The sequence below is a fragment of the Priestia sp. 3CA3 genome (assembly GCF_056836725.1).
On sequence record NZ_JBXENJ010000001.1, the window covers coordinates 186,283 to 213,270 of the forward strand.

27 protein-coding genes, 1 tRNA gene and 1 other annotated feature are annotated in these 26,988 nt (G+C 38.7%); of the genes, 27 read left to right on the forward strand and 1 reads right to left on the reverse strand.

Going from position 1 to position 26,988, the window contains the following annotated elements; all coding sequences use genetic code 11:
- The first annotated feature begins 137 nt into the window (after window positions 1–137).
- The 8 genes from AC1VNJ_RS00910 to ssuD all read left to right on the forward strand — a co-directional run bounded on the left by AC1VNJ_RS00910 (window position 138) and on the right by ssuD (window position 6,889).
- The gene (locus tag AC1VNJ_RS00910; RefSeq protein WP_028411752.1) at window positions 138–464 is read left to right on the forward strand and encodes a hypothetical protein; all 327 of its coding nucleotides are present in this window, start codon (window positions 138–140) and stop codon (window positions 462–464) included.
- Window positions 465–612: 148 nt separating this feature from the next.
- Window positions 613–1,113 (forward strand): cation:proton antiporter regulatory subunit, encoded by a 501-nt coding sequence (locus AC1VNJ_RS00915; protein WP_013085158.1) that lies wholly within the window; start codon window positions 613–615, stop codon window positions 1,111–1,113.
- Window positions 1,114–2,328: a cation:proton antiporter gene (locus AC1VNJ_RS00920; protein WP_482640250.1), complete on the forward strand. Its 1,215-nt coding sequence runs from the start codon at window positions 1,114–1,116 to the stop codon at window positions 2,326–2,328.
- Window positions 2,329–2,515: 187 nt separating this feature from the next.
- On the forward strand, window positions 2,516–3,259 hold the full coding sequence (locus AC1VNJ_RS00925; protein ID WP_482640251.1) for an ABC transporter ATP-binding protein: 744 nt from the start codon (window positions 2,516–2,518) through the stop codon (window positions 3,257–3,259).
- A gap of 33 nt (window positions 3,260–3,292) precedes the next feature.
- On the forward strand, window positions 3,293–4,279 hold the full coding sequence (locus AC1VNJ_RS00930; protein WP_028411749.1) for an aliphatic sulfonate ABC transporter substrate-binding protein: 987 nt from the start codon (window positions 3,293–3,295) through the stop codon (window positions 4,277–4,279).
- Between the two features lie 10 nt (window positions 4,280–4,289).
- Complete coding sequence (locus AC1VNJ_RS00935) at window positions 4,290–5,144, forward strand: ABC transporter permease (protein WP_452636742.1); 855 nt, start codon at window positions 4,290–4,292, stop codon at window positions 5,142–5,144.
- Window positions 5,145–5,213: 69 nt separating this feature from the next.
- A complete protein-coding gene (ssuE, locus tag AC1VNJ_RS00940; RefSeq protein ID WP_452636741.1) occupies window positions 5,214–5,768 on the forward strand; it encodes an NADPH-dependent FMN reductase in 555 nt (184 codons plus the stop codon).
- Window positions 5,765–6,889 carry an FMNH2-dependent alkanesulfonate monooxygenase gene (gene ssuD / locus AC1VNJ_RS00945; RefSeq protein WP_033579638.1) on the forward strand — a complete coding sequence of 375 codons (1,125 nt, stop codon included), beginning with the start codon at window positions 5,765–5,767 and terminating at the stop codon, window positions 6,887–6,889. The genes ssuE and ssuD overlap by 4 nt, the downstream gene beginning before the upstream one ends.
- Window positions 6,890–6,955: 66 nt before the next feature.
- On the opposite strand, the gene AC1VNJ_RS00950 is transcribed toward ssuD, so the two are convergent.
- Window positions 6,956–7,162 carry a hypothetical protein gene (locus AC1VNJ_RS00950; protein WP_013059387.1) on the reverse strand — a complete coding sequence of 69 codons (207 nt, stop codon included), beginning with the start codon at window positions 7,160–7,162 and terminating at the stop codon, window positions 6,956–6,958.
- Window positions 7,163–7,400: 238 nt separating this feature from the next.
- Between AC1VNJ_RS00950 and AC1VNJ_RS00955 the strand changes: the two genes are divergently transcribed.
- From AC1VNJ_RS00955 to AC1VNJ_RS01045, 19 genes are all read left to right on the forward strand, one after another.
- Window positions 7,401–9,419, forward strand: a complete 2,019-nt coding sequence (locus tag AC1VNJ_RS00955; protein WP_482640252.1) for a penicillin-binding transpeptidase domain-containing protein — start codon at window positions 7,401–7,403, stop codon at window positions 9,417–9,419.
- 442 nt (window positions 9,420–9,861) lie between these two features.
- Window positions 9,862–10,494 (forward strand): DUF47 domain-containing protein, encoded by a 633-nt coding sequence (locus AC1VNJ_RS00960; RefSeq protein WP_029711160.1) that lies wholly within the window; start codon window positions 9,862–9,864, stop codon window positions 10,492–10,494.
- 15 nt (window positions 10,495–10,509) lie between these two features.
- A complete protein-coding gene (locus AC1VNJ_RS00965) occupies window positions 10,510–11,508 on the forward strand; it encodes an inorganic phosphate transporter (protein ID WP_028411744.1) in 999 nt (332 codons plus the stop codon).
- 113 nt (window positions 11,509–11,621) lie between these two features.
- Window positions 11,622–12,236, forward strand: a complete 615-nt coding sequence (locus AC1VNJ_RS00970; protein WP_482640253.1) for a PH domain-containing protein — start codon at window positions 11,622–11,624, stop codon at window positions 12,234–12,236.
- 186 nt (window positions 12,237–12,422) lie between these two features.
- Window positions 12,423–12,866, forward strand: a complete 444-nt coding sequence (locus AC1VNJ_RS00975) for a MarR family winged helix-turn-helix transcriptional regulator (RefSeq protein ID WP_013059382.1) — start codon at window positions 12,423–12,425, stop codon at window positions 12,864–12,866.
- A 10-nt stretch (window positions 12,867–12,876) separates the two neighbouring features.
- Window positions 12,877–13,671, forward strand: a complete 795-nt coding sequence (racE, locus tag AC1VNJ_RS00980; RefSeq protein ID WP_028411743.1) for a glutamate racemase — start codon at window positions 12,877–12,879, stop codon at window positions 13,669–13,671.
- Window positions 13,672–13,784: 113 nt separating this feature from the next.
- Window positions 13,785–14,870, forward strand: a complete 1,086-nt coding sequence (locus AC1VNJ_RS00985) for a GerMN domain-containing protein (protein WP_033579640.1) — start codon at window positions 13,785–13,787, stop codon at window positions 14,868–14,870.
- Window positions 14,871–15,004: 134 nt separating this feature from the next.
- Entirely contained in the window at window positions 15,005–15,751 is a 747-nt protein-coding gene (gene rph, locus AC1VNJ_RS00990; protein WP_033579641.1) for a ribonuclease PH, read from the forward strand.
- Window positions 15,752–15,760: 9 nt separating this feature from the next.
- Complete coding sequence (locus tag AC1VNJ_RS00995) at window positions 15,761–16,354, forward strand: XTP/dITP diphosphatase (protein WP_028411740.1); 594 nt, start codon at window positions 15,761–15,763, stop codon at window positions 16,352–16,354.
- A gap of 15 nt (window positions 16,355–16,369) precedes the next feature.
- Window positions 16,370–16,882, forward strand: a complete 513-nt coding sequence (locus AC1VNJ_RS01000) for a metallophosphoesterase (RefSeq protein ID WP_028411739.1) — start codon at window positions 16,370–16,372, stop codon at window positions 16,880–16,882.
- A 125-nt stretch (window positions 16,883–17,007) separates the two neighbouring features.
- Window positions 17,008–17,081 (forward strand) — tRNA-Arg (locus AC1VNJ_RS01005).
- A gap of 329 nt (window positions 17,082–17,410) precedes the next feature.
- Window positions 17,411–17,664: a binding site (T-box leader), on the forward strand.
- Window positions 17,665–17,732: 68 nt separating this feature from the next.
- Window positions 17,733–19,460 carry an acetolactate synthase large subunit gene (gene ilvB, locus AC1VNJ_RS01010; protein ID WP_482640254.1) on the forward strand — a complete coding sequence of 576 codons (1,728 nt, stop codon included), beginning with the start codon at window positions 17,733–17,735 and terminating at the stop codon, window positions 19,458–19,460.
- On the forward strand, window positions 19,457–19,969 hold the full coding sequence (ilvN, locus tag AC1VNJ_RS01015; protein WP_013059375.1) for an acetolactate synthase small subunit: 513 nt from the start codon (window positions 19,457–19,459) through the stop codon (window positions 19,967–19,969). Before ilvB ends, ilvN begins: the two co-directional genes overlap by 4 nt.
- A 64-nt stretch (window positions 19,970–20,033) precedes the next feature.
- Window positions 20,034–21,059: a ketol-acid reductoisomerase gene (gene ilvC, locus AC1VNJ_RS01020; RefSeq protein WP_028411737.1), complete on the forward strand. Its 1,026-nt coding sequence runs from the start codon at window positions 20,034–20,036 to the stop codon at window positions 21,057–21,059.
- Entirely contained in the window at window positions 21,046–22,581 is a 1,536-nt protein-coding gene (locus AC1VNJ_RS01025; RefSeq protein WP_482640255.1) for a 2-isopropylmalate synthase, read from the forward strand. The genes ilvC and AC1VNJ_RS01025 overlap by 14 nt, the downstream gene beginning before the upstream one ends.
- Window positions 22,582–22,600: 19 nt before the next feature.
- The gene (leuB, locus tag AC1VNJ_RS01030) at window positions 22,601–23,710 is read left to right on the forward strand and encodes a 3-isopropylmalate dehydrogenase (protein WP_028411736.1); all 1,110 of its coding nucleotides are present in this window, start codon (window positions 22,601–22,603) and stop codon (window positions 23,708–23,710) included.
- Between the two features lie 58 nt (window positions 23,711–23,768).
- Window positions 23,769–25,184 carry a 3-isopropylmalate dehydratase large subunit gene (leuC, locus tag AC1VNJ_RS01035; protein ID WP_028411735.1) on the forward strand — a complete coding sequence of 472 codons (1,416 nt, stop codon included), beginning with the start codon at window positions 23,769–23,771 and terminating at the stop codon, window positions 25,182–25,184.
- A gap of 14 nt (window positions 25,185–25,198) precedes the next feature.
- Window positions 25,199–25,789, forward strand: a complete 591-nt coding sequence (gene leuD, locus AC1VNJ_RS01040) for a 3-isopropylmalate dehydratase small subunit (RefSeq protein WP_028411734.1) — start codon at window positions 25,199–25,201, stop codon at window positions 25,787–25,789.
- A 101-nt stretch (window positions 25,790–25,890) separates the two neighbouring features.
- Window positions 25,891–26,892, forward strand: a complete 1,002-nt coding sequence (locus AC1VNJ_RS01045) for a tetratricopeptide repeat protein (protein WP_033579642.1) — start codon at window positions 25,891–25,893, stop codon at window positions 26,890–26,892.
- Window positions 26,893–26,988 lie beyond the last annotated feature (96 nt).

Sequence of the window (26,988 nt, forward strand, 5' to 3'; positions counted from 1 at the left end):
TAAAAAGAGTATCATTAAGAAAATATTATAAAAAAGGTAAATCTTTATAAAAGAAACTTATTGCTTGAAATTGAATTTCAGAGTACGTATACTTTTAAGTAAGGAGATACTACTTCAAAAGAAAGAGAGGTGAGATGATGAAAAATGTATGGTTAGGGGTATTATTATGCATGATATTCTGCTTGCCTTTTGCGAGTTTGCCAGATAAATTTATTGATAATGACTTTGAAAAAGTAAAGGTCACAAAAAGTTCGGTACAGCATTACACGGATATCGTGCACATGTCTCCAGGAGCTAAGCACAGCGTCAAACAAATAGGATCTCTAATACAAAGTGTGATAGTAACTTTTGCTTTAGTATGGGTGAGTACCAAGCTCATCATTCCGACGCATCAAATTGCGTATTTTTTCCTCAAGAAAACACTTTTTTATCCAAAAATCTTTCAATCAAGTTACCTCAATTAAATAAAAAAGGTTGAAATTTCAGCAGCCTTTTCTTCAAACCTAAAATTACCTACTATTCTTAGGCTTATTTGTCATGGGGATTTTCTATACAAATAATGCAATGAAAATTTAATATTCTTCTTAAAAACTTTATAGGAGTGATCATTCAATGATGATTAAAGAAACGGAATTACCAGGAATCGGCCGTAAATTTGAAATTGAGACAAGCGGAGGAAACCGTGTGGTCGTTATTATTCATGATGATGGACGACGTGAAATCTACCACTTCGATCAAAAAGATTTAGAAGAAAGCATTTTTGACATTACGTTAACAGATACGGAATCAAGACAGCTAGCTGCAATTTTAGGCGGCATGATTTACAAGCCAAAAGCAATGGAAACCATCGAAGTGGCATTCAATGACTTAGTGATTGAATGGTACAAAGTTGAAAAACAGGCGAAAGCTCACAGTAAAACAATTGGCGAAATTGACGTTCGCAGCAACTATGATGTCACAATCATCGCTGTCATTAAAAACACGCAAAAAAAATTATCCACCCCAGGACCAGATACGTTAATTGAAGAAGGAGATACGCTTGTCATCTCTGGTGAAAGAGGAAATTTAAAAACGCTCATTAAAGAATTGCTTTCACAAGGAGGTAGTTCATAATTGGATCATTTAGTATTTGAAGTTGGGACAGCTTTGTTACTAGTCGCTTTAGCGGCTATACTAGCACATAAATTTAAATTTACGATTATTCCATTCCTCATTCTGCTGGGCATGGCGGTTGGTCCCCATGCTCCTGAGTTTGGCTCATTCAGTTTAAAGTTTATTGAAAGCCAAGAGATTATTGAATTTATGGGGAGAATTGGAGTTCTCTTTTTACTCTTTTATTTAGGGTTAGAATTTTCAGTTGGAAAGTTAATTAAATCAGGTAAGTCCATCGCGGTGGGAGGATCTATTTATATTTTAATTAACTTTACCTTAGGATTATTGTATGGATACCTGACAGGAAATCCTCTTCTTGAAGTGCTGATTATCGCTGGAATTATTACGATTTCGTCCAGCGCAATTGTCGCAAAAGTATTGGTTGATTTAAAACGAACGGCAAATCCAGAAACGGAATTGATATTAGGGATCATCATGTTTGAAGATATTTTCTTAGCGGTTTATCTTTCTGTCGTTTCAGGGTTGGTGCTTGGAGACCACGGATCGCTTGCTGCATCTTTAACATCTATTTTAATTGCGTTTGGCTATATGATGCTGTTCTTTATCATTGCTCGAAAAGCTACGCCTCTACTAAATAAACTTTTAAATATTTCATCGAATGAAATCTTTATAATCGTCGTTTTTGCGGTATTGTTTTTTGTGGCAGGCTTCTCAGAAACAATTCACGTGGCAGAAGCAATTGGAGCATTATTGCTTGGGCTTGTATTTTCTGAAACAGAACATCGCGATCGGATTGAACATCTTGTCGTACCGTTTCGTGATTTCTTTGGAGCCATCTTTTTCTTCAGCTTCGGATTAAGTATTGATCCTCTCACGCTCTGGGATGCAGGCTGGCTTGCCCTTGGAGCAGTTGCGCTTACGATTATTGGTAACTTTACAGCCGGTATGATTTCAGGAAGAAAAAGCGGGCTGTCACACAAGGCTTCTACCAATATTGGATTAACAATCATGTCACGAGGTGAGTTTTCAATCATTATGGCTAACATCGGAATTGAAGGAGGATTATCGGCCATCCTTCAGCCATTCGCTGCGCTTTATGTATTGATTTTAGCTATTATTGGTCCTTTGTTAACGAAGGAGTCTAAGCATATATACGGATTTTTAAACTCAATATTTAAATGGAAAAAACCAAATCCTCAAGAATCTAATGGATAAAATATATAAAACACAGTTGACAAATCGGATTAATATGATAAAATTCAAAATAATCCAATAATAAATCAGTTAACTATAGCAACGGGCTGATCGGTCAACCGAAAGCTCCTACCTTTTTTAGGTAGGAGCTTTTATGTTTTTAGGTGAAATAGCTTTTGATTTAAAAATTCAAGGAGGAGGAATTGCTGTGAGTGTCGTGATTCAATCGGTTAACCGCTCATTTCAAAAAGGAGAACAAGTAACTCAAGCATTGCGAAATGTAAATCTTACGATTAATAAAGGTGAATTTATTACCATTATTGGTCCGAGCGGATGCGGAAAAAGTACGCTGCTTAAAATAATCGCTGGACTTGATATAGATTATGAAGGGCGCATTGAAATCAACGGGAAGCACATAGCCGGACCTAGCATTAAACAAGGAATGATCTTTCAAGAACACCGCTTGTTCCCGTGGCTTAATGTGGAGCAAAATATAGCGGCTGACTTATCGCTGAAAGATTCGAACGTTCGGCGCCGCGTAGATGAGCTAATTGATATTGTCAGGCTGAAAGGATTTGAAAAAGCTTATCCTCGAGAACTATCTGGGGGGATGTCTCAACGAGTTGCGATTGCGCGTGCTCTTTTAAGAAATCCCGAGGTTTTATTGTTAGATGAACCGTTTGGTGCGTTGGATGCTTTTACTCGCACTCATCTGCAAGATGTGCTGTTAGACATATGGAAAAAAGAAAAAACAACCATGATTTTTGTTACCCACGATTTAGATGAATCCATTTACTTAGGAACTAAAATTGTGATTATGAGTGCCAGACCAGGAGAAATTAGTCGGGTTGTTCCAGTAGAAATTAGTCATCCGCGAAAAAAGACAGAACTACCTTTTCAGCAGCTAAGGCAGCAAGTGCTGAAAGAATTTGAAGAAGCAGGAGAACATTAAAGATTCAATCAGACAGAGAAGGAGACAGAACAGATGAAAAAGCTACTTTTAACTGCAGCTATTGTACTTGTTCTCGCATTGGCTGGGTGCGGGACGAAAGAAAAAGCGAGCGGCGAAGATTCGAAAAACGTTACGATCAATATTGGCATTCAACAAAGCCTAGGACCTTTAATGCTGGCACAAAACCAAAAATGGTTTGAAAAAGAATTTAAAAAAATAGGTGTAAACGTTAAATGGACAGAGTTTCAAAGCGGTCCTCCGCAATTTGAAGGGTTAGCATCTGGACACTTGGATTTCGGCCAAGTTGGAAACTCACCGGTTATTTCTGGTCAAGGGGCAGATATTCCATTTTTAGAAATTGCTAATTCGAGCGACGGATTAAAAGGAAATGCTATTTTAGTAGGAAAAAACAGCAAGATTAAAAGCGTAAAAGATTTAAAAGGTAAAAAGATTGCGGTTGCCAAAGGCAGCAGCGGTTTTAACTTATTGTACAGAGCTCTTGATCAAAATGGGTTAAAGCCAAGTGACGTAAAGATTATTCAGCTTCAGCCAGACGAAGCTCAGCCAGCATTTGAAAATGGATCAGTGGATGCATGGTCAATTTGGGAACCGTTTATCTCCCTGCAAAACTTAAAAAATGAAGCTCGTATTTTAGCAGACGGCGATTCGTTAAAGGTTGCTTCACCAGGCTTTACTATTGTAAGAGAAGGCTTTGCAAAAGATCATCCAGAGTTAGTCGTTAAGTTTTTACAAGTTTATCAAAAAGCACTTGAATGGCAAAACGAACATTTTGAAGAATCTGTGGATATTCTAGCAAAACAAAAAAATCTAGATAAAGATGTAGTAAGACAAGTGTTAAAAAATAATCCTGCCTATAATCGCCCAACCTCTAAAGAAATTATTGCAGAACAACAGCGAACAGCTGATTTTCAACAATCTTTAGGCGTTATTAAAAAGAAAATTGATACGGGAGATGTCGTTGATAATTCATTTATTGAAAAAGCATTAAAAGAAAAATGAGGTGATGAAAATGAGTAAAACATCCGTGGTTTCAGGACATGTCCAGTCTTCAGCAGCTCACTTGCAACAAGTGAAAAAAAGAAAGGAAGAAGCGAAAAATAAGCAGGGAATTTTCTTTCGTTCTCTCGTCGTGCCAATTTTGCTTATCGTCGTGTGGCAAATCATTGGTTCTGCGGGCTATGTATCTAAAACCGTTCTTCCTACACCTGTTGATATTGTACTTTCTTTCAAACAGCTCATCGTATCGGGAGAACTCGGAGCTAATCTTCAAATCAGTATTTTACGTGCTGCCATAGGTTTTGCCGTTGGAGCTGGTCTAGGTTTACTATTTGGTGTTATTGTCGGTTTCTCAAAGAAAACGGAGCACTATATGGATCCATCCATTCAAATGCTTAGAACTGTTCCTCACCTTGCCTTGGCTCCTTTATTTATCTTATGGTTTGGCTTTGGGGAAATTTCAAAGATATTGCTAATTGCAAACGGTGCGTTTTTCCCAATCTATGTTAATACGTATTTAGGCATTCGCGGCGTTGATTCGAAATTATTTGATGTTGCGCGTGTTCTGCAATTTAGTAAATGGAAACAAATCACGAAACTCATTTTACCAGCCGCTCTTCCTAATATTTTACTTGGTGTCCGATTGTCTTTAGGTATTGCATGGCTCGGACTGGTAGTAGCTGAATTAATGGGAGCAAGTGAAGGTGTAGGATATATGATTATGGATGCTAGGCAGTTTTCTCAAACAGATGTAGTTTTTGTCGGAATTATCATTTTTGCTGTTGTAGGCAAATTAACTGATTCATTTGTCCGAGTATTAGAAAAGCGTCTTCTTAAATGGAGAGACAGCTACGCAGGTGAAAAATAAAAGAAGGATTTATATACTTATTAATCCTTGTAAATCTATCAGTTTTATAAGTTAAAAGGAGAGATGATAATGAGTCAGTTTACAATTATTACGGGAAGCCCTTCAAAACAATCAAGGTCAGCTGCTTTAAGTGAGTATATTGCAGCATATCTGCAAAATGAAAAACATGAAGTAAAAACCGTGCATGTCCGCGATCTACCAGCTGAAGACTTACTATATGCTAACTTTTCTAGCCCTGCGATTCAAGAAGCTCAAAAGAAAGTGGCAGATGCTGATGCCGTTATTATTGTCAGCCCAATCTATAAAGCTAGCTACACAGGAATCTTAAAAACATTTTTAGATTTAATACCTGAAAAAGGTTTGCACAATAAAACCGTGCTGCCGATAGCTACAGGGGGAACCATTGCTCATCTACTGGCTCTTGATTATGTATTTAAGCCGACATTATCCGTTTTAGGAGCTACTGCTCTTATTCATGGAGTTTATATTGTTGATTCTGAGGTGGCCTATACGAAAGAAAATGAAATTGAGTTTATTGTGGAAGAAGCAGAAGCGAGAATTAAACGTTCATTAAAAGAGCTTGAATATCATCTAGAACAAACGAAAAGGAGTGTTGAATCATGAAAATGTTATGGTTTATTCCTTCCCATGGAGATGGAAGATATCTAGGGACAAATCGAGGAGGTCGTTCAGCAGACTATTCATATTTTCGGCAAGTTGCTCAAGCAGCTGACCGGTTAGGATTTGAAGGAGTTCTGATTCCAACGGGGAAATCATGCGAAGACCCGTGGCTATTGGCTGCTTCACTTATACCTGAAACAGAGCGTTTGAAATTTTTAGTAGCTGTACGTCCGGGCATTATGGCTCCTTCCGTGGCAGCGCGCATGACTTCGACTCTTGATCGAATTTCAAACGGTCGTTTACTAGTTAACGTAGTAGCAGGAGGAGATCCAGCAGAATTAGCCGGAGACGGCCTTTTCTTATCACATGATGAACGTTATGAAGCTGCGGATGAATTTTTAGATGTGTGGAAAGGGTTATTGGCTGGAGATACGGTTAATTATGAAGGAAAACATATTCATGTAGAGAACAGTGAGCTGTTGTATCCACCTGTTCAAAAACCTTCTCCACCTATTTATTTTGGCGGATCTTCACCTGCAGGACAAAAAGTTGCAGCAAAACATTCTGACGTGTATTTAACGTGGGGAGAGCCTCCTGAACAAGTAAGAGAAAAAATAACGGCTGTGAGAAAGCAAGCAGAAGCAGAAGGCAGAACCGTTAAGTTTGGGATTCGTTTGCATATTATTGTACGGGAAACGGAAGAAGAAGCTTGGGAAGCAGCCGATCGATTAATTCAGCATTTGGACGACGACACAATTCAAGCTGCACAGCGTACTTTTGCAAGGTATGACTCAGTTGGGCAGCAGCGAATGGCGAGCCTTCATAGAGGAACCCGAGAGGAACTTACGATTAGCCCTAACTTATGGGCAGGTGTGGGGCTCGTCCGGGGAGGTGCAGGAACTGCCCTGGTAGGCAGTGCTGAAAATATAGCGAAACGAATAAAAGAATATGAAGCTTTAGGAATTGAATCTTTTATTTTATCAGGCTATCCGCATTTAGAAGAAGCTTATCACGTAGGAGAGTTATTGTTCCCGCTTTTAAATATTGATGAGGGTGAAGGAAAGAGTGAAAGCATCGGTGAGATTATTGCAAACGATAGGTTTCCAAAAGCTTCAACCTCGTAAAAGAAGAACCGGTGAATTTTTCACCGGTTCTTCTTTTACATTCATCTCAGCCGAGAGACGAGTCCGTTAAATTGTTGGTTTTGGTTTTTCAGGTGCAGCTTGTTTATCTTTTCGACTTTCTTGAATATATACTTTAAAGAGAAAAATATTTAAACAGCCCAGTGTGAGGAATAACGGTGCAAAATAATATTCTTGAGACATAAGTAGGACGAAAACGCTTCCAAAACAGAACAGAGAACTAAACATAAAGTAAAACTGTAAGAATCTTCTCATTTTAGTCGCCTCCTATTCTTTTTCTTCTTACACTTATTATATCAAATACTTTCCAAAAAAGACACAAAATATTCACAAAATGTTCAATTTTTTTCTTATTTACCTATTGATTTTTTTGTCGATATGTAAATTAAGTGGGTTGTAATACCAATTAATTCCTGGGTGTAACTTTCTGATGGAAAGTTTATGTAAAATTTTATATGATAGAAATGGTATTGAAAAAAGGGGGAAAATCATCATGAGACGAATTGGGTGGCTATTTTTTACTATGGCAATTCTCTTACTCATAACTGCCGGTTGCTCAAATGATCAACAGAAAGCACAGGATCGATTTGATAAATATGTAGCCATGTGGAATAAAGAAGATTTTGAAGGTATGTATGGATACTTGTCTAAAGATGCTAAAAAGACGATTTCAGAAAAAGACTTTGTAAATCGATATAAAAATATCTATGATGCAATTGAAGCGGACAAGCTTAAAGTGAAGGCAAGTAAAATAGAAGACTTAGAAATAAAAGACCATAAAGCTGTTTTACCTTTTGAAGTAAACATGAACTCTGTAGCCGGTGAAATCTCATTTAAAGAAAATGCTGCTGTGGTTCAAGAAAAACAAGGGGATACAGAGAATTGGTATATTAATTGGAAGCCTAATATGATTTTTAAAGGACTTGAGCAAGGAGAGCAAGTAAGAGTAGCTACTCAGTCAGCTGTGCGTGGAGAAATTATGGATCGTTCAGGGAAATATTTAGCTCAAAACGGAGAAGCGATTCAAGTTGGAGTTGTTCCCCAGCAGTTTTCTAAAGGCGGCGAGCAAGCGATACGACAATTAAGCAAGACTCTTGCTCTTTCGGAAAAAAGTATTAATCAAGCACTGAGCGCTTCTTGGGTGAAAGAGAATCAATTTGTTCCTATTAAAACATTTAGTCAAAAAGACGCCTCTAATTTAGAGAATTCTTTGAAAAAAGTAGAAGGCATTCAACAAAAAAAGGTAAATGCGCGCGTATATCCTTGTGAAGAAGCGTGTGCTCATTTAGTTGGATACGTTGCGCCTGTCACAGCGGAATATTTAAAAGAGCATAAAGATGAAGGTTATAATGCTCAGTCTAAAGCTGGAATGATTGGCTTAGAGTCTTTGTATGAAGATAAGCTTCGTGCTCGAGACGGCGTCACGATTTATACTGTAGATAAAGATGGTAATAAAAAGAATGAAATTGCAAAAGTGAATCCAAAAGACGGGGAAAGCATTCAGGTTACGGTAGACACGAATGTTCAAAAATCCCTTTATGAACAGTTAAAAGATGAAAAAGGAGTAGCTACTGCTCTTCAACCTAAAACGGGAGAAATATTAGGTCTTGTAAGCACGCCAGCTTTTGATCCGAATTCTTTTTCTTTTGGAATCGATGCTAATACGTATCAATCCCTTTCAACGAATCCTAATAAGCCGTTAATGAATCGTTTTACCAAAACGTATTCTCCGGGATCTACATTTAAGTTAGTCACCGGAGCTTTAGCGGTTGATGAAGACGTGCTAAATCCAAATGAAAGTATATCAATCAGCGGGAAGAAATGGCAGAAAGATAAAAGCTGGGGAAATTTCTACGTAACACGAGTGGGCAGCAAACCGAATGTTAATTTACGTGATGCTTATGTTACATCTGATAATATTTATTTTGCGCAGACTGCTTTGAAGCTAGGTTTAGACAAATTTAACAGTGGTTTAAAACAGTTTGGGTTTAATCAAAAATTGCCTGTTAATTATCCTTTTGAAACGTCTAAAATTGCAGGTGATCAAGATATTAAAGATGAGGGAGTATTAGCAAACTCTGGCTATGGCCAGGGGAAACTGCAAGTGAATCCTCTCCACTTGGCATTGATGTATACATCGATTGTAAACGATGGAAACATAGTAAAGCCTATTCTTATGAACGATGATGAGAGTGGGATATGGAAAAAACAAGTAATATCTAAAGAAACGGCGCAATTAATTCAAAATGATTTAGTTGATGTCATTGAAGATAAAAACGGTACGGGTCATGCAGCAAAGATAGATGGGTTAACCCTGGCTGGAAAAACGGGAACAGCAGAGCTAAAGAAAACTCAAGGTGAAAAAGGGCAGGAAAACGGATGGTTTGTAGCTGTGGACACAAAACAGAAAAACTTACTCGTTTCAATGATGGTTGAAGGGGTAGAGGATAAAGGCGGAAGTCATTACGTCGTGCCGAAAGTAAAAAATGTATTTCAGCAATATAATAAGTAAATAATAAAAGCCAGTTCTAAAAGAGCTGGCTTTTATTATTTACACAAGGGGAGTAATGTTAAGTTTTTGTAAATCCCAATTTTATACAAACTCTGAAAACCCTTATTTTAAAAGGAATCAACGTATTATTGTTAATGTATTGTAAAGAAGCCTAAAAAAATGTGTTTGAAAAGTTATTGACAATTAACAATAATAGGAGTAATTTTTGACTTGGCGTAAAAAAATGAATCGCATAACCTATAGGTGAAAGAACCACATTTTGGGACTTTTGCTCTGGTAAACGTTTGTTTTTTTAGAATTTTTTGATACACAAGAGAGGTGGTTTCTCTCGTTATAGTAATGAACAGCTAGGTTTTATCCATTACTTTAAATGAAAAAAGAAACTAGAACACATATAAAAAGATAGAGAGAAAAAACGAGTGGTAAAGTTTCGATAAATTGGATGGAGGATTGCAACGTGATCAAAAGAAAAAAAGACAAGTTTTCTGAAATGTTAATGGACATTGCCCAAAATATTAAGGACTCAGCGGAGTTTTTAGGCAGCTTTGAACTTCAAAATGTATCTGACCTAAAGGAATTTGCCAACGTTTTAAAAGCGTATGAATCAAAAGGTGATAAATACGTGCATACAGTGATTACTGAGTTGAACAAAGCATTTATTACTCCAATTGAGCGTGAAGATATTTTACAGCTAGCGATGAGCATGGATGATGTACTTGATGGCATCGACAGCTTTGCTGCTTTAATGGAAATTCATTCAATTACGACATTTGATGAATATGTAGCTGAATTTGTTAAAAATATTCAAGGCTGTGCTGAAGAAATTTTAATTACTATTAATTTGTTGTCTGAGAAAAAGCTTCTTCAAATTAGTGAGCATGCAATTAAAATTAAAGAGTATGAGTCACATTGTGATACATTATATCGTCGTGCACTAAAACAATTATTTGCAACATGTAAAGATCCAATTAAAGTTATTCAATATAAAGAAATTTATGAAACGCTAGAAGAAATCGCGGATTATTGTCAAACGGTTGCGAACAACTTAGAATCAGTTATTATGAAGAATGCGTAACGGGGCTATAGTATAATGGATTCAATGCTAATATTAACCATTCTAATTGTAGTTGGTGCACTTGGTTTTGACTTTATCAACGGATTTCACGATACAGCTAATGCCATTGCGACTTCTGTTTCAACCAAAGCTTTAAAACCGCGACATGCAATTCTTTTAGCCGCAACCATGAACTTTGTCGGGGCTATGACGTTTACGGGCGTAGCCAAAACGATTACAAAGGATATCGTTGATCCTTATACGCTTCAAAATGGTTCTGTCGTTATTTTAGCAGCATTAATTTCTGCTATCGCGTGGAACCTAATCACATGGTATTTCGGTATCCCGAGTAGTTCTTCTCATGCAATTATTGGATCGATTGCAGGAGCAGCTATTGCAGCTGCTGGATTTGGTGCTTTAAATTACAAAGGTTTCATCAAAATCATTGAAGCCCTTCTAATTTCACCAGTTCTAGCCTTTGTAGTAGGTTATATTGTCTATACGATTATCAAGCTAACGTTTAAAAACCATAACTTGACGAAAACGAATAAGCGTTTTCGCCGCGTTCAAATCCTGACTGCAGCTCTACAATCTTACACACACGGTACGAATGATGCGCAAAAAGCAATGGGTATCATTACGCTAGCGCTTATTGCTAACAATATGCAAAGCGGTACTGAGATTCAGTGGTGGGTACAGCTGGCTTGTGCGGTTGCAATGGGGCTTGGAACGTCAATTGGTGGATGGAAAATCATTAAAACCGTTGGCGGTAAAATTATGAAAATTCGTCCTGTTAATGGAGTAGCTGCGGACTTAACGGGTGCTGCCATTATCTTTGGAGCAACGTTTATTCATCTACCTGTCAGTACTACTCATGTTATTTCATCTTCTATCTTAGGTGTAGGTTCTGCTCACCGAGTGAAAGGTGTAAAATGGGGAACTGCACAGCGCATGGTGATTACATGGGTTATCACATTGCCAATTTCAGCTTCATTAGCTGCACTTATCTATATGATTTTAAATTTGTTCTTTTAATAAATGGGGAGCTTCTTTTAAAGAAGCTCCTTTTTTTATTTACATCCCCTCATTTGCACAGTACACTTAAAACATGAAAATAACACAATCGTTTTTAAAAGGGAGATGGGGAAATGTTTGGAAAAGTAGCTGCTGATGTATTGGGGCTAAGTGATATTGGTTCTGTTATTAAGCCAGTTGATTATGACAAGGTAGATGCAGACGATTACGTTATGCATGAAGAACAAGAAAAAATTTATTTTCTAATCAAATCAAAGTCAGATGAATATTGCTTTACCAATAAAGCGCTCATTCACCTTGATGGAACAAGTGCTACAAGTAAAAAGCGAATGCTTCGCCGCTATAACTACAGCACAAATCACATTTCAAACGTAATGCTAGAAACGGCTGGAACTGTCGATTTAGATGTGGAAATTAAATTTAAAATTGGCTCGGAAACTTTTTCTATCGATGTACACAAAAAGCATATAGAAGAGGTAAAAGATTTATATAAAGCGCTGTTTAAAGTGTCTGAAATAACGCGTGAAAATGAAATTGCGCTCGATTTTGCTAAACAAAGCATTCAGCTAGCTTCTTCTACGCTAAGCAGTACAAGAAATACAAGTGGAAGTGTTGCTGGTGAATTTAAAGAAATTAACGAAGCCGTGTTTTCTTGGTTATTAGATAAAAAAACAGCCTACACAACAAAAGATTTCAGCTCAGTTTTCGAGCTGTATATCAATAATTAATAGAAACAGCTGCTCCTTTTATGGAGCAGCTGTTTTTTAATGCTGAACGTTGTAGAATCCTCATGTTAACCTTGAAAAATCACCGAAAAAAGAGCACAATATAAAATAGAAAAGAGAAACAATAGAGACGGGTTTAACTGAAAGAAATAATAGAAAATAAGACTTATAGGTGGAAAGGATTACGGTATGACAGCAAAAAATAATGAGGATACAGTGGCAGAATTAGAAAAGTCACTTCGACATATTGCAGCTATTGTGAAGCAAAAAGGAAGAGAAATTTTAGAAGACTATACGATTACGCCACCTCAGTTTATTGCTTTGCAGTGGCTGTTTGAACGTGGAGATATGACGATTGGCGATTTATCAAATCGGATTTTTCTCGCTTGTAGTACAACGACAGATTTAGTAGATCGTATGGAAAAAAATAAGTTGGTGGTTCGGGTCAAAGATCCGAAAGACCGCCGCGTAGTGCGTATTCATTTGCTTCCTGAAGGAGCACGTGTTATCGAAGAAGTAATTGAAAAGCGACAAACGTATTTAAATGGCGTACTGGCAAACTTCTCTCCTAGTGAAACAGAAGTTTTACGAGTAACGTTACGAAAATTACATGATGAAATGAAAGAAAAATGAGGCGATTGTTTTGAGTAGACCAATTGGTGTTATAGATTCAGGTGTGGGCGGATTAACGGTAGCAAAGGAAATTATGAGACAGCTTCCGAAAGAACAAATTATGTACATTGGAGATACAGCCCGCTGCCCATACGGTCCTCGTCCCAGTGAAGAAGTACGAGCTTTCACATGGGAGATGACTAATTATTTAGTAGATAAAGATATTAAAATGCTTGTTATTGCGTGCAACACGGCTACGGCAGTTGTACTAGATGAAATTCAAGAACAGCTCGATATTCCGGTTATAGGCGTCATTGAACCAGGATCACGAGCTGCGCTTAAAGTAACTAAAAATCATAAAATAGGCGTAATCGGCACAAACGGAACCGTTAAAAGCCAAGCCTATACACATGCACTCCGCGCTCTTCATACGAGAGTGGAAGTGGAAAATTTAGCATGCCCTTTGTTTGTACCTCTTGTAGAGAGCGGTAATTATGAAGGACCGGAAGCGCAGCGAATTGTAAAAGAAACATTAAAACCTTTTTATCATACAGATATGGATACCCTTATTTTAGGATGTACGCATTATCCGTTGTTAAAGCCAGTTATTCAAGAAGCAATTGGACCTCGAGTTCAGTTAATCAGTTCTGGTGAAGAAACGGCAATAGAGGTAAGTGCCATTCTTTCTTATAGCAATTTACTAGCTCCTAGAAGCATGGAGCCCGAACACTACTTCTATACAACAGGCTCAACAGAACTGTTTCAATCTATTGCATCTAAATGGTTTGAACACCCTGTATATAATGTTGAGCATATCAAACTTTAAAACCGAGCATATTAAGCTCGGTTTTTTTTGTGGCCAAAAACTTGTTTGAGCTGGTCTAAAATGCAAATAAGCTCGTATACATAGTAGTACAAACAGTCTGAGGAGGGAAAGGAATGTCCAAAAAGACCAAATTTGTTCTCATATCCGCCGTGGTGACCACATCTGTGTTGTTATCCGGCTGTGGACTTTTCGGAGGGGATAACGCAGCAAAGGAAATTGATCCGCCAAAGGATGTCACCTATGTGAAAGATGAAAAATCATTAGCGACTGAAGCGAAAGTAACGGAAGCTAATAAAAAACAAAGTAAAGCGGCAGAAACATCTGCGCCTACCAAAAGAGAAATTTACTTAATTGATAAAAACGGGTACGTTGTTCCCCAGACGCTTGAAATTCCTAAATCAAAAGGTGTCGCTAAACAGTCTCTTGAATATTTAGTAGAGGGTGGACCAGTCACAAACTTATTGCCAAATAATTTCCGAGCGGTTCTTCCTGCTGATACAAGAGTTTTAGGGACAAAGCTGGAAAGTGACGGCACGATGGTAGCAGATTTTTCACCTGAATTTGCTGAATATAAAAAAGAAGATGAACTCCGTATCCTGCAGGCCGTAACGTGGACGCTGACGCAGTTTGAAGGCGTAAATAAAGTTAAAATTCGCATTAACGGCTATGATAAAGATGAGATGCCTGTAAATCATACACCAATCAGTAAAGGGTTGAGCAGAGCAGATGGTATTAACTTTGATAATACTGGAGTAGTTGACGTAACCCAAACGAAGCCAGTTACGATCTATTACTTAGCTCAAGAGGGCAAACAAACTTACTATGTTCCTGTTACAAAACGAATTGCTTCTGATGACAAAGATATGTACACTGCAATTGTGAACGAGCTTGTAGAAGGACCTGCGCCTGCATCAGGTTTAGTGACAGATTTTAATCCTGATGCAAAGCTCGTAGCAGCTCCAAAGTATGCGGACGGTCAGTTAACGCTGAACTTTAATAAAAACATCTTTGGAAATTTAAAAGGAACGGAAATTTCTCAGTATGTTCTCGACTCCTTGGTGTTATCGCTGACGGAACAAAAAGCCGTAGACAGCGTTGCCATTAAGGTGAATGGCAAAAAAACGCTAAAAGATGAAAAAGGGAAAAAGCTAACGGAGCCAGTTTCAAGACCTAAAAATGTGAACACAGGTAGTTTTTAAAAACAAATTTTTGTTATACTAGTAAAGGACTAAGTAGAAAGAGGTCTGCTGAAATAGCGACCTCTTTCCGCTGTTTTATAGTTAAAATGGAAGAAGCTATTACATATAAATGAATTAATAGGAGGACATGCTTAATGCGTTTGGACGGTAGGGAATTTAATGAATTGAGACCTGTATCTCTTCATACTTCATACTTAAAGCATCCAGAAGGATCTGTATTAATCTCGGTGGGAGACACAAAGGTTATTTGTACAGCAAGCATAGACGACAGAGTGCCTCCTTTTATGCGTGGACAAGGAAAAGGATGGATTACAGCTGAATATTCTATGCTGCCTCGAGCTACGGCACAAAGAAATATACGCGAATCAACAAAAGGTAAAGTCACAGGACGAACAATGGAAATTCAGCGTCTGATCGGACGAGCTCTTCGTTCTGTAGTCGACCTGGAAAAGGTCGGAGAAAAAACCATTTGGATTGATTGTGATGTTATTCAAGCAGATGGCGGAACAAGAACAGCATCGATTACAGGTGCATTTGTGGCTATGGTTTTAGCGTTTGGAAAGCTGGTTGAAGAGAACAAGCTGACAGAAATTCCTATTCGTGACTATTTAGCTGCGACTTCAGTAGGTATCCATGGAGAAAATTCGATTTTAGATTTAAATTATGAAGAAGATTCGACAGCGGAAGTTGACATGAATATTGTGATGACAGGAAGCGGACAGTTTGTAGAATTACAGGGAACGGGAGAGGAATCGACGTTTTCGAGAGAACAGTTAAACCATCTTCTGGATTTAGGGGAAAAGGGTGTTTATCAATTGATTGAACAGCAAAAGGAAGTTCTTGATCATCTGGCTGCTTACATTCCGGTTAAAGAAAGGTAAGGGATTAACGTGCGTGAAATCATTATTGCAACTAAAAATGCAGGCAAAGTAAAGGATTTTGAAACACTATTCTCACCGAAGGGATTTAAAGTAACATCGCTTCTTGATTTTCCTGAAATTGAGGACGTGGAAGAAACGGGCGTTACATTTGCAGAGAACGCCACGCTAAAGGCAGAAACCATTTCATCAGCATTAAATAAGCCGGTTATTGCCGATGATTCTGGGCTTGCTATTGATGCCTTAAACGGAGAGCCAGGCGTTTATTCCGCGCGTTATGCTGGTGAAAATAAAGATGATAATGCTAATATAGAGAAGGTACTTCAAAAATTACATGACGTGCCGTTTGAAAAGCGCACGGCACGTTTTCATTGTACGCTTGCTATTGCAGTGCCTGGAAAGAGAACAGAGCTTGTAGAAGGCACGTGTGAAGGGCGCATCTTGGAAGAAAAAAGAGGCGAGAACGGCTTTGGATACGATCCTATTTTCTTTGTAGAAAAATGGAACTGCTCCATGGCAGAATTGTCTAAAGAACAAAAAAATCAAATTAGTCACCGAGCAAATGCGTTAGAAAAACTAGCACCGCTAATTGATGCGCAATTTTAGAAGGAGTGATGACGTGTGAAACTATTAATTGTAAGCGATAGCCACGGGTTACAAGAAGAACTGCTCACTATCAGAGAAAGACATGCTGATGTAGATAAGATGATTCATTGTGGTGACTCTGAGCTGCCACAAGACAGCAAAGAAATGTCTTCGTTTTTAGGCGTTCGAGGAAATTGTGATTATGATGCATCTTACGTCAATGATCGAGTAGAATCACTTGGAGAAGCCACGTGTCTGGTTACACACGGTCACTTATATAATGTTAAAATGTCTATGATGAATCTGCATTACAAAGCGAGAGAAGTGGGGGCAAACGTTGTTTGTTTTGGGCATTCTCACATAGCGGGAGCTGAGCTCATGGACGGAGTTTTATTTATCAATCCAGGAAGTATGTTACTTCCTCGTATGAGAAAAGAACGTACGTATGCTATACTAGTAATGGATGGTACAGAAGCTACCGTGCAGTTTTACGATATAAGCGGTAAACATATTCCTAGCATGCAGTTAACCTGTACACTTTCAGCATAATATAGCCAAATATAGGGAGAAGAGAAGGTTTTTTACCTCTCTTCTCATAAAATTTCAAAAAAACGTTGACTTTTAAATTATATTTGAATATAATAAGTATTGTCTTTGATACAGTTTAACATTATGTCCCAGTAGCTCAGCAGGATAGAGCAACGGCCTTCTAAGCCGTCGGTCGGGAGTTCGAATCTCTCCTGGGACGTCTAGAAAAAAATCCCGGCTTTTACTTTTTAGTAAAAGCCGGGATTTTTTTATTTATCTTAAAAGTGAATGTTTGTTCATTCAGTGTGTACAAATGAACGTTTCAGAAAAACTTTTTGAGTGGCTATAAACCCTTATTGCATCAATAATGAAAACGCATTCAAATATTCTGTTTAGTCTAAATTGTCTAAAAAAATCTTGAAAAGTGGTTGACTATGCATAGAAATGGGCGTAAGATAGTCCTCAAATATAAGTTTTCTAAAAATTTTAATTAATTGTAATTAATTTAAAATATGATGTGTAAAGCATTGTTCAAAAAGCATATAGCGTTTTAAAACGTTGAAGAGGATAAGTAGTTTTGATGTTTAGGTATCAACAGAGAGTCGGGTTGCTGGAAGCCGGCGTTACCAAGTCAAAATGAACTCACCTCAGAGTGTCACCCTGAAATTCAGTAAGGGCGACCGAGTGTACTTCCAAAGCACTCGTTATCAAAAAGAATGTACAGTATACATTCATAAGGTAATCATTACGATTACAAACGAGGGTGGTACCGCGTAAAGTACAAAAGACTTTTCGCCCCTTGACCTATATCATTTGATAGGGTCTATTTAGGGGTGAGAAGTCTTTTTTCTTTTATCTAGAAAACGAAAGGATGAGAAAAGTGGGAGCCAATATGCAAACGAAAGAACCTGTAAGCGCTGGGGCACAAATGAATGGAGCTGACATGTTGATTGAATCTCTAAGAAGAGAAAATGTTGACGTCATCTTCGGTTACCCAGGGGGAGCCGTTTTACCGATTTACGATAAGCTATACGGTTCAGGAATGTTTCACGTACTTGCTCGTCACGAACAAGGTGGAATTCACGCAGCAGAAGGGTACGCAAGAATTTCAGGTAAACCCGGTGTAGTTATCGCAACAAGTGGTCCTGGTGCAACAAATATCGTAACAGGTTTGGCAGATGCGATGATTGACTCACTTCCTTTAGTTGTTTTTACTGGTCAAGTAGCTTCAAGTGTAATTGGTTCTGACGCGTTCCAAGAAGCAGATGTATTAGGAATCACAATGCCAATTACAAAACATAGCTATCAAGTACGCAATATCAGCGACATGCCGAGAATCATCAAAGAGGCATTTCATATTGCGACAACAGGAAGACCTGGTCCAGTCTTAATCGACATTCCAAAAGATATGGCACAGGGTGATGGAACATTTAATTACGAAGGAGAAATTGATTTACCTGGCTATCAGCCAACTTATTTTCCAAATCAGCTGCAGGTTAAAAAGTTAACAGACGCAGTAGCAGCTGCAAAGAAACCTGTTATTCTAGCAGGTGCGGGAGTATTATTGAGTAAAGGTTCAGAAGAATTAAAAAATTATGCTGAGCGTCAAAATATTCCGGTTATTAATACGCTTTTAGGGTTAGGTTGTTTTCCTGCAGATCATCCGCTTCATTTAGGAATGGCTGGCATGCACGGAATGTACACAGCAAACATGGCAATTTATGAGAGTGATCTTCTCATTAGTATCGGGGCGCGCTTTGATGACCGAGTAACAGGTAACTTAAAGCATTTTGCACCAAATGCAAAAATTGCTCACATTGACATCGACCCAGCGGAAATTGGAAAGAATGTTCCAACCAAGATTCCAATTGTTGGAGATGCAAAAGAAGTATTAAAGCAATTGCTTCTGCAAGAAGGAGAAGTTGGAGATTATACGAAATGGCATGAGAAATTAGCGGCGTGGAAACAAGAATATCCATTATGGTATCAGAACTCAGCGGACGTGTTGAAACCACAAAAAGTAGTTGAGTTGCTTCACAAATATACAAATGGAGATGCCGTTGTTACAACGGACGTTGGGCAACATCAGATGTGGGTAGCTCAATACTACACATTTAATAATCCAGATCGATGGGTAACTTCAGGTGGCCTTGGCACCATGGGCTTTGGATTACCTTCTGCAATCGGCGCTCAGCTGGCAAATAAAGATAAAACAGTTGTAGCAGTCGTTGGTGACGGTGGATTTCAAATGACGCTTCAAGAATTAGGGGTTATTAGAGAATTAAACTTACCTGTTAAAGTGGTTGTGCTTAACAATCAGTCGCTTGGAATGGTTCGTCAGTGGCAGGAAATCTTCTATGAAGAACGCTACTCGCACTCTTTAATTCCGAATCAGCCTAATTTAATGAAGCTTGCAGAAGCCTATGATATCAAAGGTTTACAAGCTTCTACTGAAGAAGAAGCGCATGCGGCTCTGAAAGAAGCAATGGAAACAGATGGACCTGTTTTACTAAACTTCTTTGTCGCACCTAAAGAAAACGTATATCCAATGGTTGCACCTGGAAAAGGATTACATGAAATGGTAGGGGTGAAACCATGAAGCGAATCATTACAGCAACTGTATTAAACCGTGCGGGCGTTTTAAATCGCGTAACGGGGTTATTTACAAAAAGAAATTTCAATATTGAGAGTATTTCGGTAGGACACACTGAATCTGAAGATGTATCACGCATGACGTTTGTCGTAAACGTAGAGCATGACAATGCTGCTGAACAAGTGATTAAGCAGTTAAACAAGCAGATTGACGTGTTGAAAGTTCAAGATATTACGGATCAAGCCGTGGTGTCAAGAGAGCTTGCTTTAATGAAAGTAGCATCTACACCTGCGAGCCGTAACGAACTTTATGCAGTAATTGAGCCTTTCCGTGCAACCATCATTGATGTAAGCCGCGACAGCTTAATTATTCAAGTAACAGGTGAATCCAGCAAGATTGAAGCGATGATTGATTTACTTCAGCCTTATGGATTAAAAGAAGTAACGCGCACAGGGACAGTAGCTGTTCCGCGCGGTACGCAAAAAGCAGCAGCCAAACTTTCATCAATCATTTAATTCTAGCTAGTTACTAAAAAAGTAAACTATATAAAACTATATAAACTAAGAGGAGAGATTTATTATGACAAAGGTATATTACAACGGAGATGCAAAGGATCAATTATTACAAGGTAAAACAGTAGCAATCGTAGGTTATGGTTCACAAGGTCACGCTCACGCACAAAACTTACGCGACAGCGGAGTAAACGTGGTAGTAGGATTACGTAAAGGTAAATCATGGGATCAAGCAGAACAAGACGGCTTCACTGTATTATCTGTAAAAGAAGCAGTTCAACAAGCAGAAGTAGTAATGGTATTACTTCCAGATGAGCATCAGCCAAAAGTTTATAACGAAGAAATTCTTCCAGGATTAAAACCAGGAAAATCTTTAGTATTTGCTCACGGTTTTAACATTCACTTTAATCAAATCGTAGCACCTGAATTCGTTGACGTATTCTTAGTAGCTCCAAAAGGTCCTGGTCACCTTGTAAGAAGAACGTATGAAGAAGGAGCTGGCGTACCGGCGTTATTCGCAGTATTCCAAGACGTAACTGGCGAAGCAAAAGACGTAGCATTAGCTTATGCTAAAGCAATTGGCTCAGCTCGTGCGGGTGTATTAGAAACAACGTTTAAAGAAGAAACAGAAACAGATCTTTTCGGTGAGCAAGCAGTACTTTGCGGCGGTTTAACTTCATTAGTTAAAGCTGGTTTTGAAACGCTTGTAGAAGCTGGCTACCAACCGGAAGTTGCATATTTTGAGTGTTTACACGAATTAAAATTAATTGTTGACCTTATGTATGAAGGCGGAATGGAAGGCATGCGTTATTCAATCTCTGATACAGCTCAATGGGGTGACTTCGTTTCAGGACCACGCGTTGTAGATGAGCGTTCAAAAGAACAAATGAAAAAAGTGCTTGAAGATATCCAAACAGGTAAATTTGCAAAAGGCTGGATCCTAGAAAACCAAGCAAATCGTCCAGAATTTACAGCTATCAATAACCGTGAAAACGAACATTTAATTGAAAAAGTTGGCGCTCAATTACGTGAAATGATGCCATTTGTTAAAAAACAAAAGAAAGAAGCGGTGATCGCTAGTGCAAAAAATTAAACTATTTGACACGACGCTACGCGATGGTGAACAGTCACCTGGAGTCAATTTGAACCTACAAGAAAAGCTTGAAATTGCTAAGCAGTTAGAGCGATTAGGTATCGACATTATTGAAGCCGGATTTCCAGCTTCTTCAAAAGGTGATTTTCAATCCGTAAAAGAAATTGCGTCTATTGTCAAAAATTCTTCTGTAACAGGCCTTGCAAGGTCTGTTACAAAAGATATTGACATTGCATGGGAAGCGTTAAAAGAAAGTGCAGAACCAAGACTGCATGTTTTTATCGCTACTTCCGAAATTCATATGCAGCATAAATTGAAAAAAACACCTGATGAAGTACTTGAAACAGCAGTGAAAATGGTGAAATACGCAAGTGAAAAATTCCCGGTTGTTCAATGGTCTGCTGAAGATGCATGTCGCACAGATTTACCGTTTTTAGCTAGAATTGTAGAAGCTGTTATCGATGCTGGTGCAAAAGTCGTTAATATTCCAGATACGGTAGGATTTATCACGCCTGGTGACTATCAATCCGTATTTAATTACTTAAAAGAACATGTATCAAATATTCATAAGGTCGATTTGTCAGCTCACTGCCACGATGACTTAGGGCTAGCTGTTGCTAATTCAATGGCTGCTATTGAAGCAGGAGCTACTCAAATTGAAGGAACGATTAACGGAATCGGAGAACGTGCCGGTAACGCTGCTCTTGAAGAAGTAGCACTTGCGCTTCATGTCCGTCAAGACTTCTATCAAGCGAGCACAGGTTTGATCTTGCCCGAAATCAAGCGTACGAGTGACATTATCAGTAAGCTTACCGGAATGAATATTGCGCCAAATAAAGCAATTGTCGGAAAAAATGCTTTTGCTCATGAATCAGGTATTCACCAAGATGGCGTCTTAAAAAATCCGTTAACATATGAGATTATTTCCCCAGAACTTGTGGGTGTTAAACAAAATCCGATTGTGCTGGGTAAACACTCAGGCCGTCATGCGTTCCGTACACGCTTAGTAGAGCTTGGGTTCACATTGGAAGATACAGAAGCAAACGTGCTTTTTGAGAAGTTTAAAGACTTAGCAGATAAGAAAAAAGACATTACCGACGATGATTTATTGGCATTAGTCATTCAAAAGCAAGTTAGCAAAGACAGTGAATATAAGCTTGAAAGTCTGCAAGTTCAGTATGGTACGAACAATATTCCTACGGCTACGATTACGCTTCGCAAAGAAAACGGCGAAGAGATTCAAGAAGCAGCTACGGGATCTGGAAGCGTGGAAGCTATCTATAATACGCTGCAGCGCTGTGTTGAGCAAGATGTCAAACTATTAGACTATCGTATTCAGTCTATTAACGGCGGTCCGGATGCACTGGCTGAAGTATTTGTGAAGGTTGAAAGCGAAGGAACTGAAGCAAGCGGACGCGGAGTAGCATTTGACGTATTAGAATCGTCAGCGAAAGCCTATTTAAATGCCATTAATCGATTAATCGCTATTCAGCAGCATCGTACAAAGCAAGAAGTAATGTGAACTGAAGGGAGAGACCACCATGACAAAAAAAGTCGCTGTATTACCAGGTGACGGCGTAGGAACAGAAGTAACCAAAGGCGCTGTTGCCGTTTTAAAAGCAATTGGAGAGCGCTTTGATCATCAATTCGAGTTTACGTATGGATTAATTGGCGGAGCTGCAATTGATGAGGCTGGCACACCTCTTCCAGAAAGTACAATTGAGATTTGTAAGCAGGCGGATGCCGTCTTACTTGGATCCGTTGGAGGGCCAAAATGGGATCGTAACCCTTCACATTTGCGACCAGAAAAAGGTTTGCTAGCTATTCGAAAAGAATTGGATTTATATGCTAACCTTCGTCCAGTGACGTTTTATGATAGCTTAGCAGATGCCTCTCCTTTGAAAAAAGAATACATTGAAGGTGTTGACTTCATTATCGTTCGTGAGCTAACAGGGGGCTTATATTTTGGTCAGCCTAGCGAGCGTCGAACAGAAGGAAATGAAGAGACAGTTGTCGACACGTTATTTTATAAGCGTACAGAAATAGAAAGGATTATTCGCCAAGCGTTTGAAACGGCTGTAAATCGACGTAAAAAGGTAACGTCGGTTGATAAAGCGAATGTGCTTGAGTCTAGTCGAGTGTGGCGTGAAGTAGCTGAAGAAGTAGCAAAAGACTACCCGGATGTAGAGCTTGAGCATATGCTTGTAGATTCAGCTGCTATGCAGTTAATTCGTAATCCGAAATATTTTGATGTAGTGGTAACTGAAAATATGTTTGGTGATATTTTGAGTGATGAGGCTTCTATGCTGACAGGATCGTTAGGGATGCTTCCATCTGCGAGTTTAACGGTTGATGGTCCATCTTTATACGAACCGGTTCACGGTTCTGCACCAGACATTGCTGGACAAAACAAAGCTAATCCGATTGCTGCTATTTTATCTGCAGCAATGTTGCTTAGACATTCATTTGGATTAGAAACAGAAGCAGCGGTGATTGAACAAGCGGTTGAAAGTGTATTACATGCAGGTCATCGAACAGCTGACTTAGCAGACGGTAATCATTATTTAGGTACCGATAAAATGGTGGATGCAATAACTGCGGTTATTGCCAACGATTCTGCCATTTCAAGCATTATGACAGCTTACAGTTAATCATGCGTTTCTCACGTTTTGTGAGAAACGTTTTTCATAATCAGAAAGGAGGAGCAGTATGAAACCAAAAACAATTATTGATAAGCTTTGGGAACAACATGTTGTACGTCGAGAAGAGGGGAAGCCGGACTTATTATATATCGATCTTCATCTTATTCATGAAGTAACGTCTCCTCAAGCATTCGAAGGTCTTCGCGTGGCAAATCGTCAAGTGAAGCGTCCGGACTTAACGTTTGCTACAATGGATCACAATATTCCAACGGTTGACCGTTTTAATATTAAAGATCCGATTGCAAAGAAACAAGTAGACAAACTATCTGAAAACTGTCATGAGTTTGGTGTGAAGCTTTTAGATTTAACAAGCGAAGAGCAAGGAATTGTGCATATCATTGGACCGGAATTAGGATTGACGCAGCCTGGAAAAACCATTGTGTGCGGAGATAGCCATACATCTACTCACGGTGCATTTGGAGCGCTTGCTTTTGGTATAGGAACGAGTGAGGTAGAACATGTTTTAGCAACGCAAACGCTATGGCAAGCGAAACCAAAAACGCTACAAGTGAAAGTAAATGGCAAAAAACAGCCTGGTGTTTATGCTAAGGACATTGTGTTAGCAATTATTCAAAAATTCGGCGTGAATTTTGGAACGGGTTCAATCGTAGAATTTACGGGCGAATGTATTCGCGACCTTTCAATGGAAGAGCGCATGACTATTTGTAATATGTCTATTGAAGCCGGTGCAAAAGCTGGTTTAATCAGTCCAGATGATGTTACTTTCTCTTATATTAAAGGGCGTCAGTATGCTCCTAAAGGAGAACAGTTTGAAAAAGCAGTGGAAGCTTGGGCAGCTTTAGCAACAGATGAAGGTGCAACATACGATGAAACGCTAGAAATTGATGCAGATACAATTGAGCCTGTTGTAACATGGGGAACAAACCCGGCGATGAGTTCTTATGTTAGCAAGCAAGTTCCTACATTAGAAGAGTGTACAACAGAAGCTGAGAAAAAGTCTTTGTCACGAGCACTTGAGTATATGGGCTTACAGCCCGGCATGGCAATAGAAGAGATCCCAGTTCAGCATGTATTTATCGGTTCATGTACAAATGCTCGTTTGTCTGATCTTCGTGACGTGGCAGCCTTTATTAAAGGAAAGAAAGTGTCACCAGATGTGCGAGCGATGATTGTACCAGGTTCTCAAAAAGTAAAGCGAGTGGCTGAAGAAGAAGGGTTATCTGCTATTTTTATTGAAGCAGGTTTTGAATGGAGAGACTCGGGCTGCAGCATGTGTCTAGGCATGAACTCTGACTTAGTTCCACAAGGCGAACACTGTGCGTCCACTTCTAATCGAAACTTTGAAGGACGTCAAGGAAAAGGTGCCAGAACGCATTTAGTAAGCCCGGTAATGGCAGCAGCGGCAGCGGTATATGGACATTTTGTTGATGTACGCAAACTACAAGAACAAGCGGTGCGATAAGGAGGAGAACACAGATGAATGCTTTTACAATCCATACAGGAAAAGTAGCAGGTCTCGACCGAGCAAACGTAGATACTGATCAAATTATCCCAAAGCAATTTTTGAAAAGAATTGAGCGTACTGGCTTTGGCCAATTTCTCTTTTTTGATTGGCGATATAATGAAGATGAAACGTTAAATGAAACGTTTGAACTAAATCAGCCTCAAAATCAAGGAGCAACAATTCTTGTAGCTGACGAGAACTTCGGGTGTGGTTCGTCACGTGAACACGCTCCATGGGCGCTTTTAGACTATGGGTTCCGTGCCATTATCGCACCGTCATTTGCGGATATTTTTAAACAAAACTGTCTGAAAAATGGTATTTTACCTATTGTTTTACCAAAAGAAGATGTTTCCTATTTAATGAAAGAGTCTCAAAGTGCTTCTTACGCCTGTACAATCGATCTTCATCAGCAAAAAATTACCGATGAAGCAGGTTTTGAACGTACGTTTGAGATCAATGGCCATTGGAAATATATGCTTGTTAACGGATATGATGAAATTGGCTATACGCTTTCTTTTGAAGACGACATTTCTGCTTATGAAGCAAAAACGGTAAGATATTAACCAAAAATCGAGCAAAATGATGATTTTGCTCGATTTTTTTGCGTTCCGTTAATTCAATTGCTAAACTGTAAAGCAAATGGACCGCGAAGTGGGGAGAAAACATGTCGAATGAACAACAAAACAAAATTGTAGCTTTTCCTCTATTAAAAGAACGGTTGGTTGAAAAAGCTACAGAACATATGCAGCACAAGCAATTTCAAGAAGCACTTCCTTTATTTGAGCAGGCCTACGAACTTGATAATAAGCATCATGAAATTTTGCTTGGCCTTGTTATTTGTCACGTGGAGCTCGGTGATGCAGGCATAGCTAAGGAATTATGTGAGCAAATGCTGAAAGAAGATATTGGCGATTATTATCATAATTTGCAAATGTACCTCATGGTGTTAATTCAGCTTGGTCATTATCATGAAGGATATGTCACTCTACAAGCAGTTATTCAAGAACACAAACTCCCTTCTGAACATGCTGAACAGCTTTATCAGCTATTGGAGTTCTGCAAAAATAGAATGAATCAAGAACAAGTCATAGAAGAACAAACAGAAGAAGAACAGATAGAGCAGTTTAAATCATTCACAGCTCTAGACAATATTCAAGATCAGCTTGAATGGGTTCATTCATTAAAAACAAAGAGAATTGAAAAGCAGCGCTTCTTTCTGGAACAGCTATTTTCATCTGAAGCTATTCACCCTATCGTAAAAACAGTCGCTTTAAAAACAGTCATGGAAGAAGAAGTAGACATTGATTTTATGATTAGTAAGTTTGGAGAGACGAAAAAAGTAAATGCGCTTCAGCTTCAACGAACAACACCGTATTTATTTGCCGAGCAGGTAGAAGCGCAGCTGACGGAAAAGCTGGAGCATGAAAATCCTACATTGCTGCAGGTTGCCGTTGAAATATGGCAGCGTCATTTATTTATAACATTTCCGTTTTTACCGGGTGATAATGTAAAACTTTGGACAGAAGCGGTGTATGCTGTTAGTCTGATGATGCAAGGAGAAGAGTCAGATGCAGCTGTAGCAGAGGAAGACGGAAGTTTCTCCGCAGCTGAATTACGAAAGGCAATTAAAGAGCTAAAAGAAATTGAAGAAATTTCTTTTATATAAAATGTGGTGTTTAGTTGAAACGTCATTGTTGTATGTTATAATATAATGGTTGTAAAATGCACTTAAATACGTATAGTAGAATTTCATCTTTACATT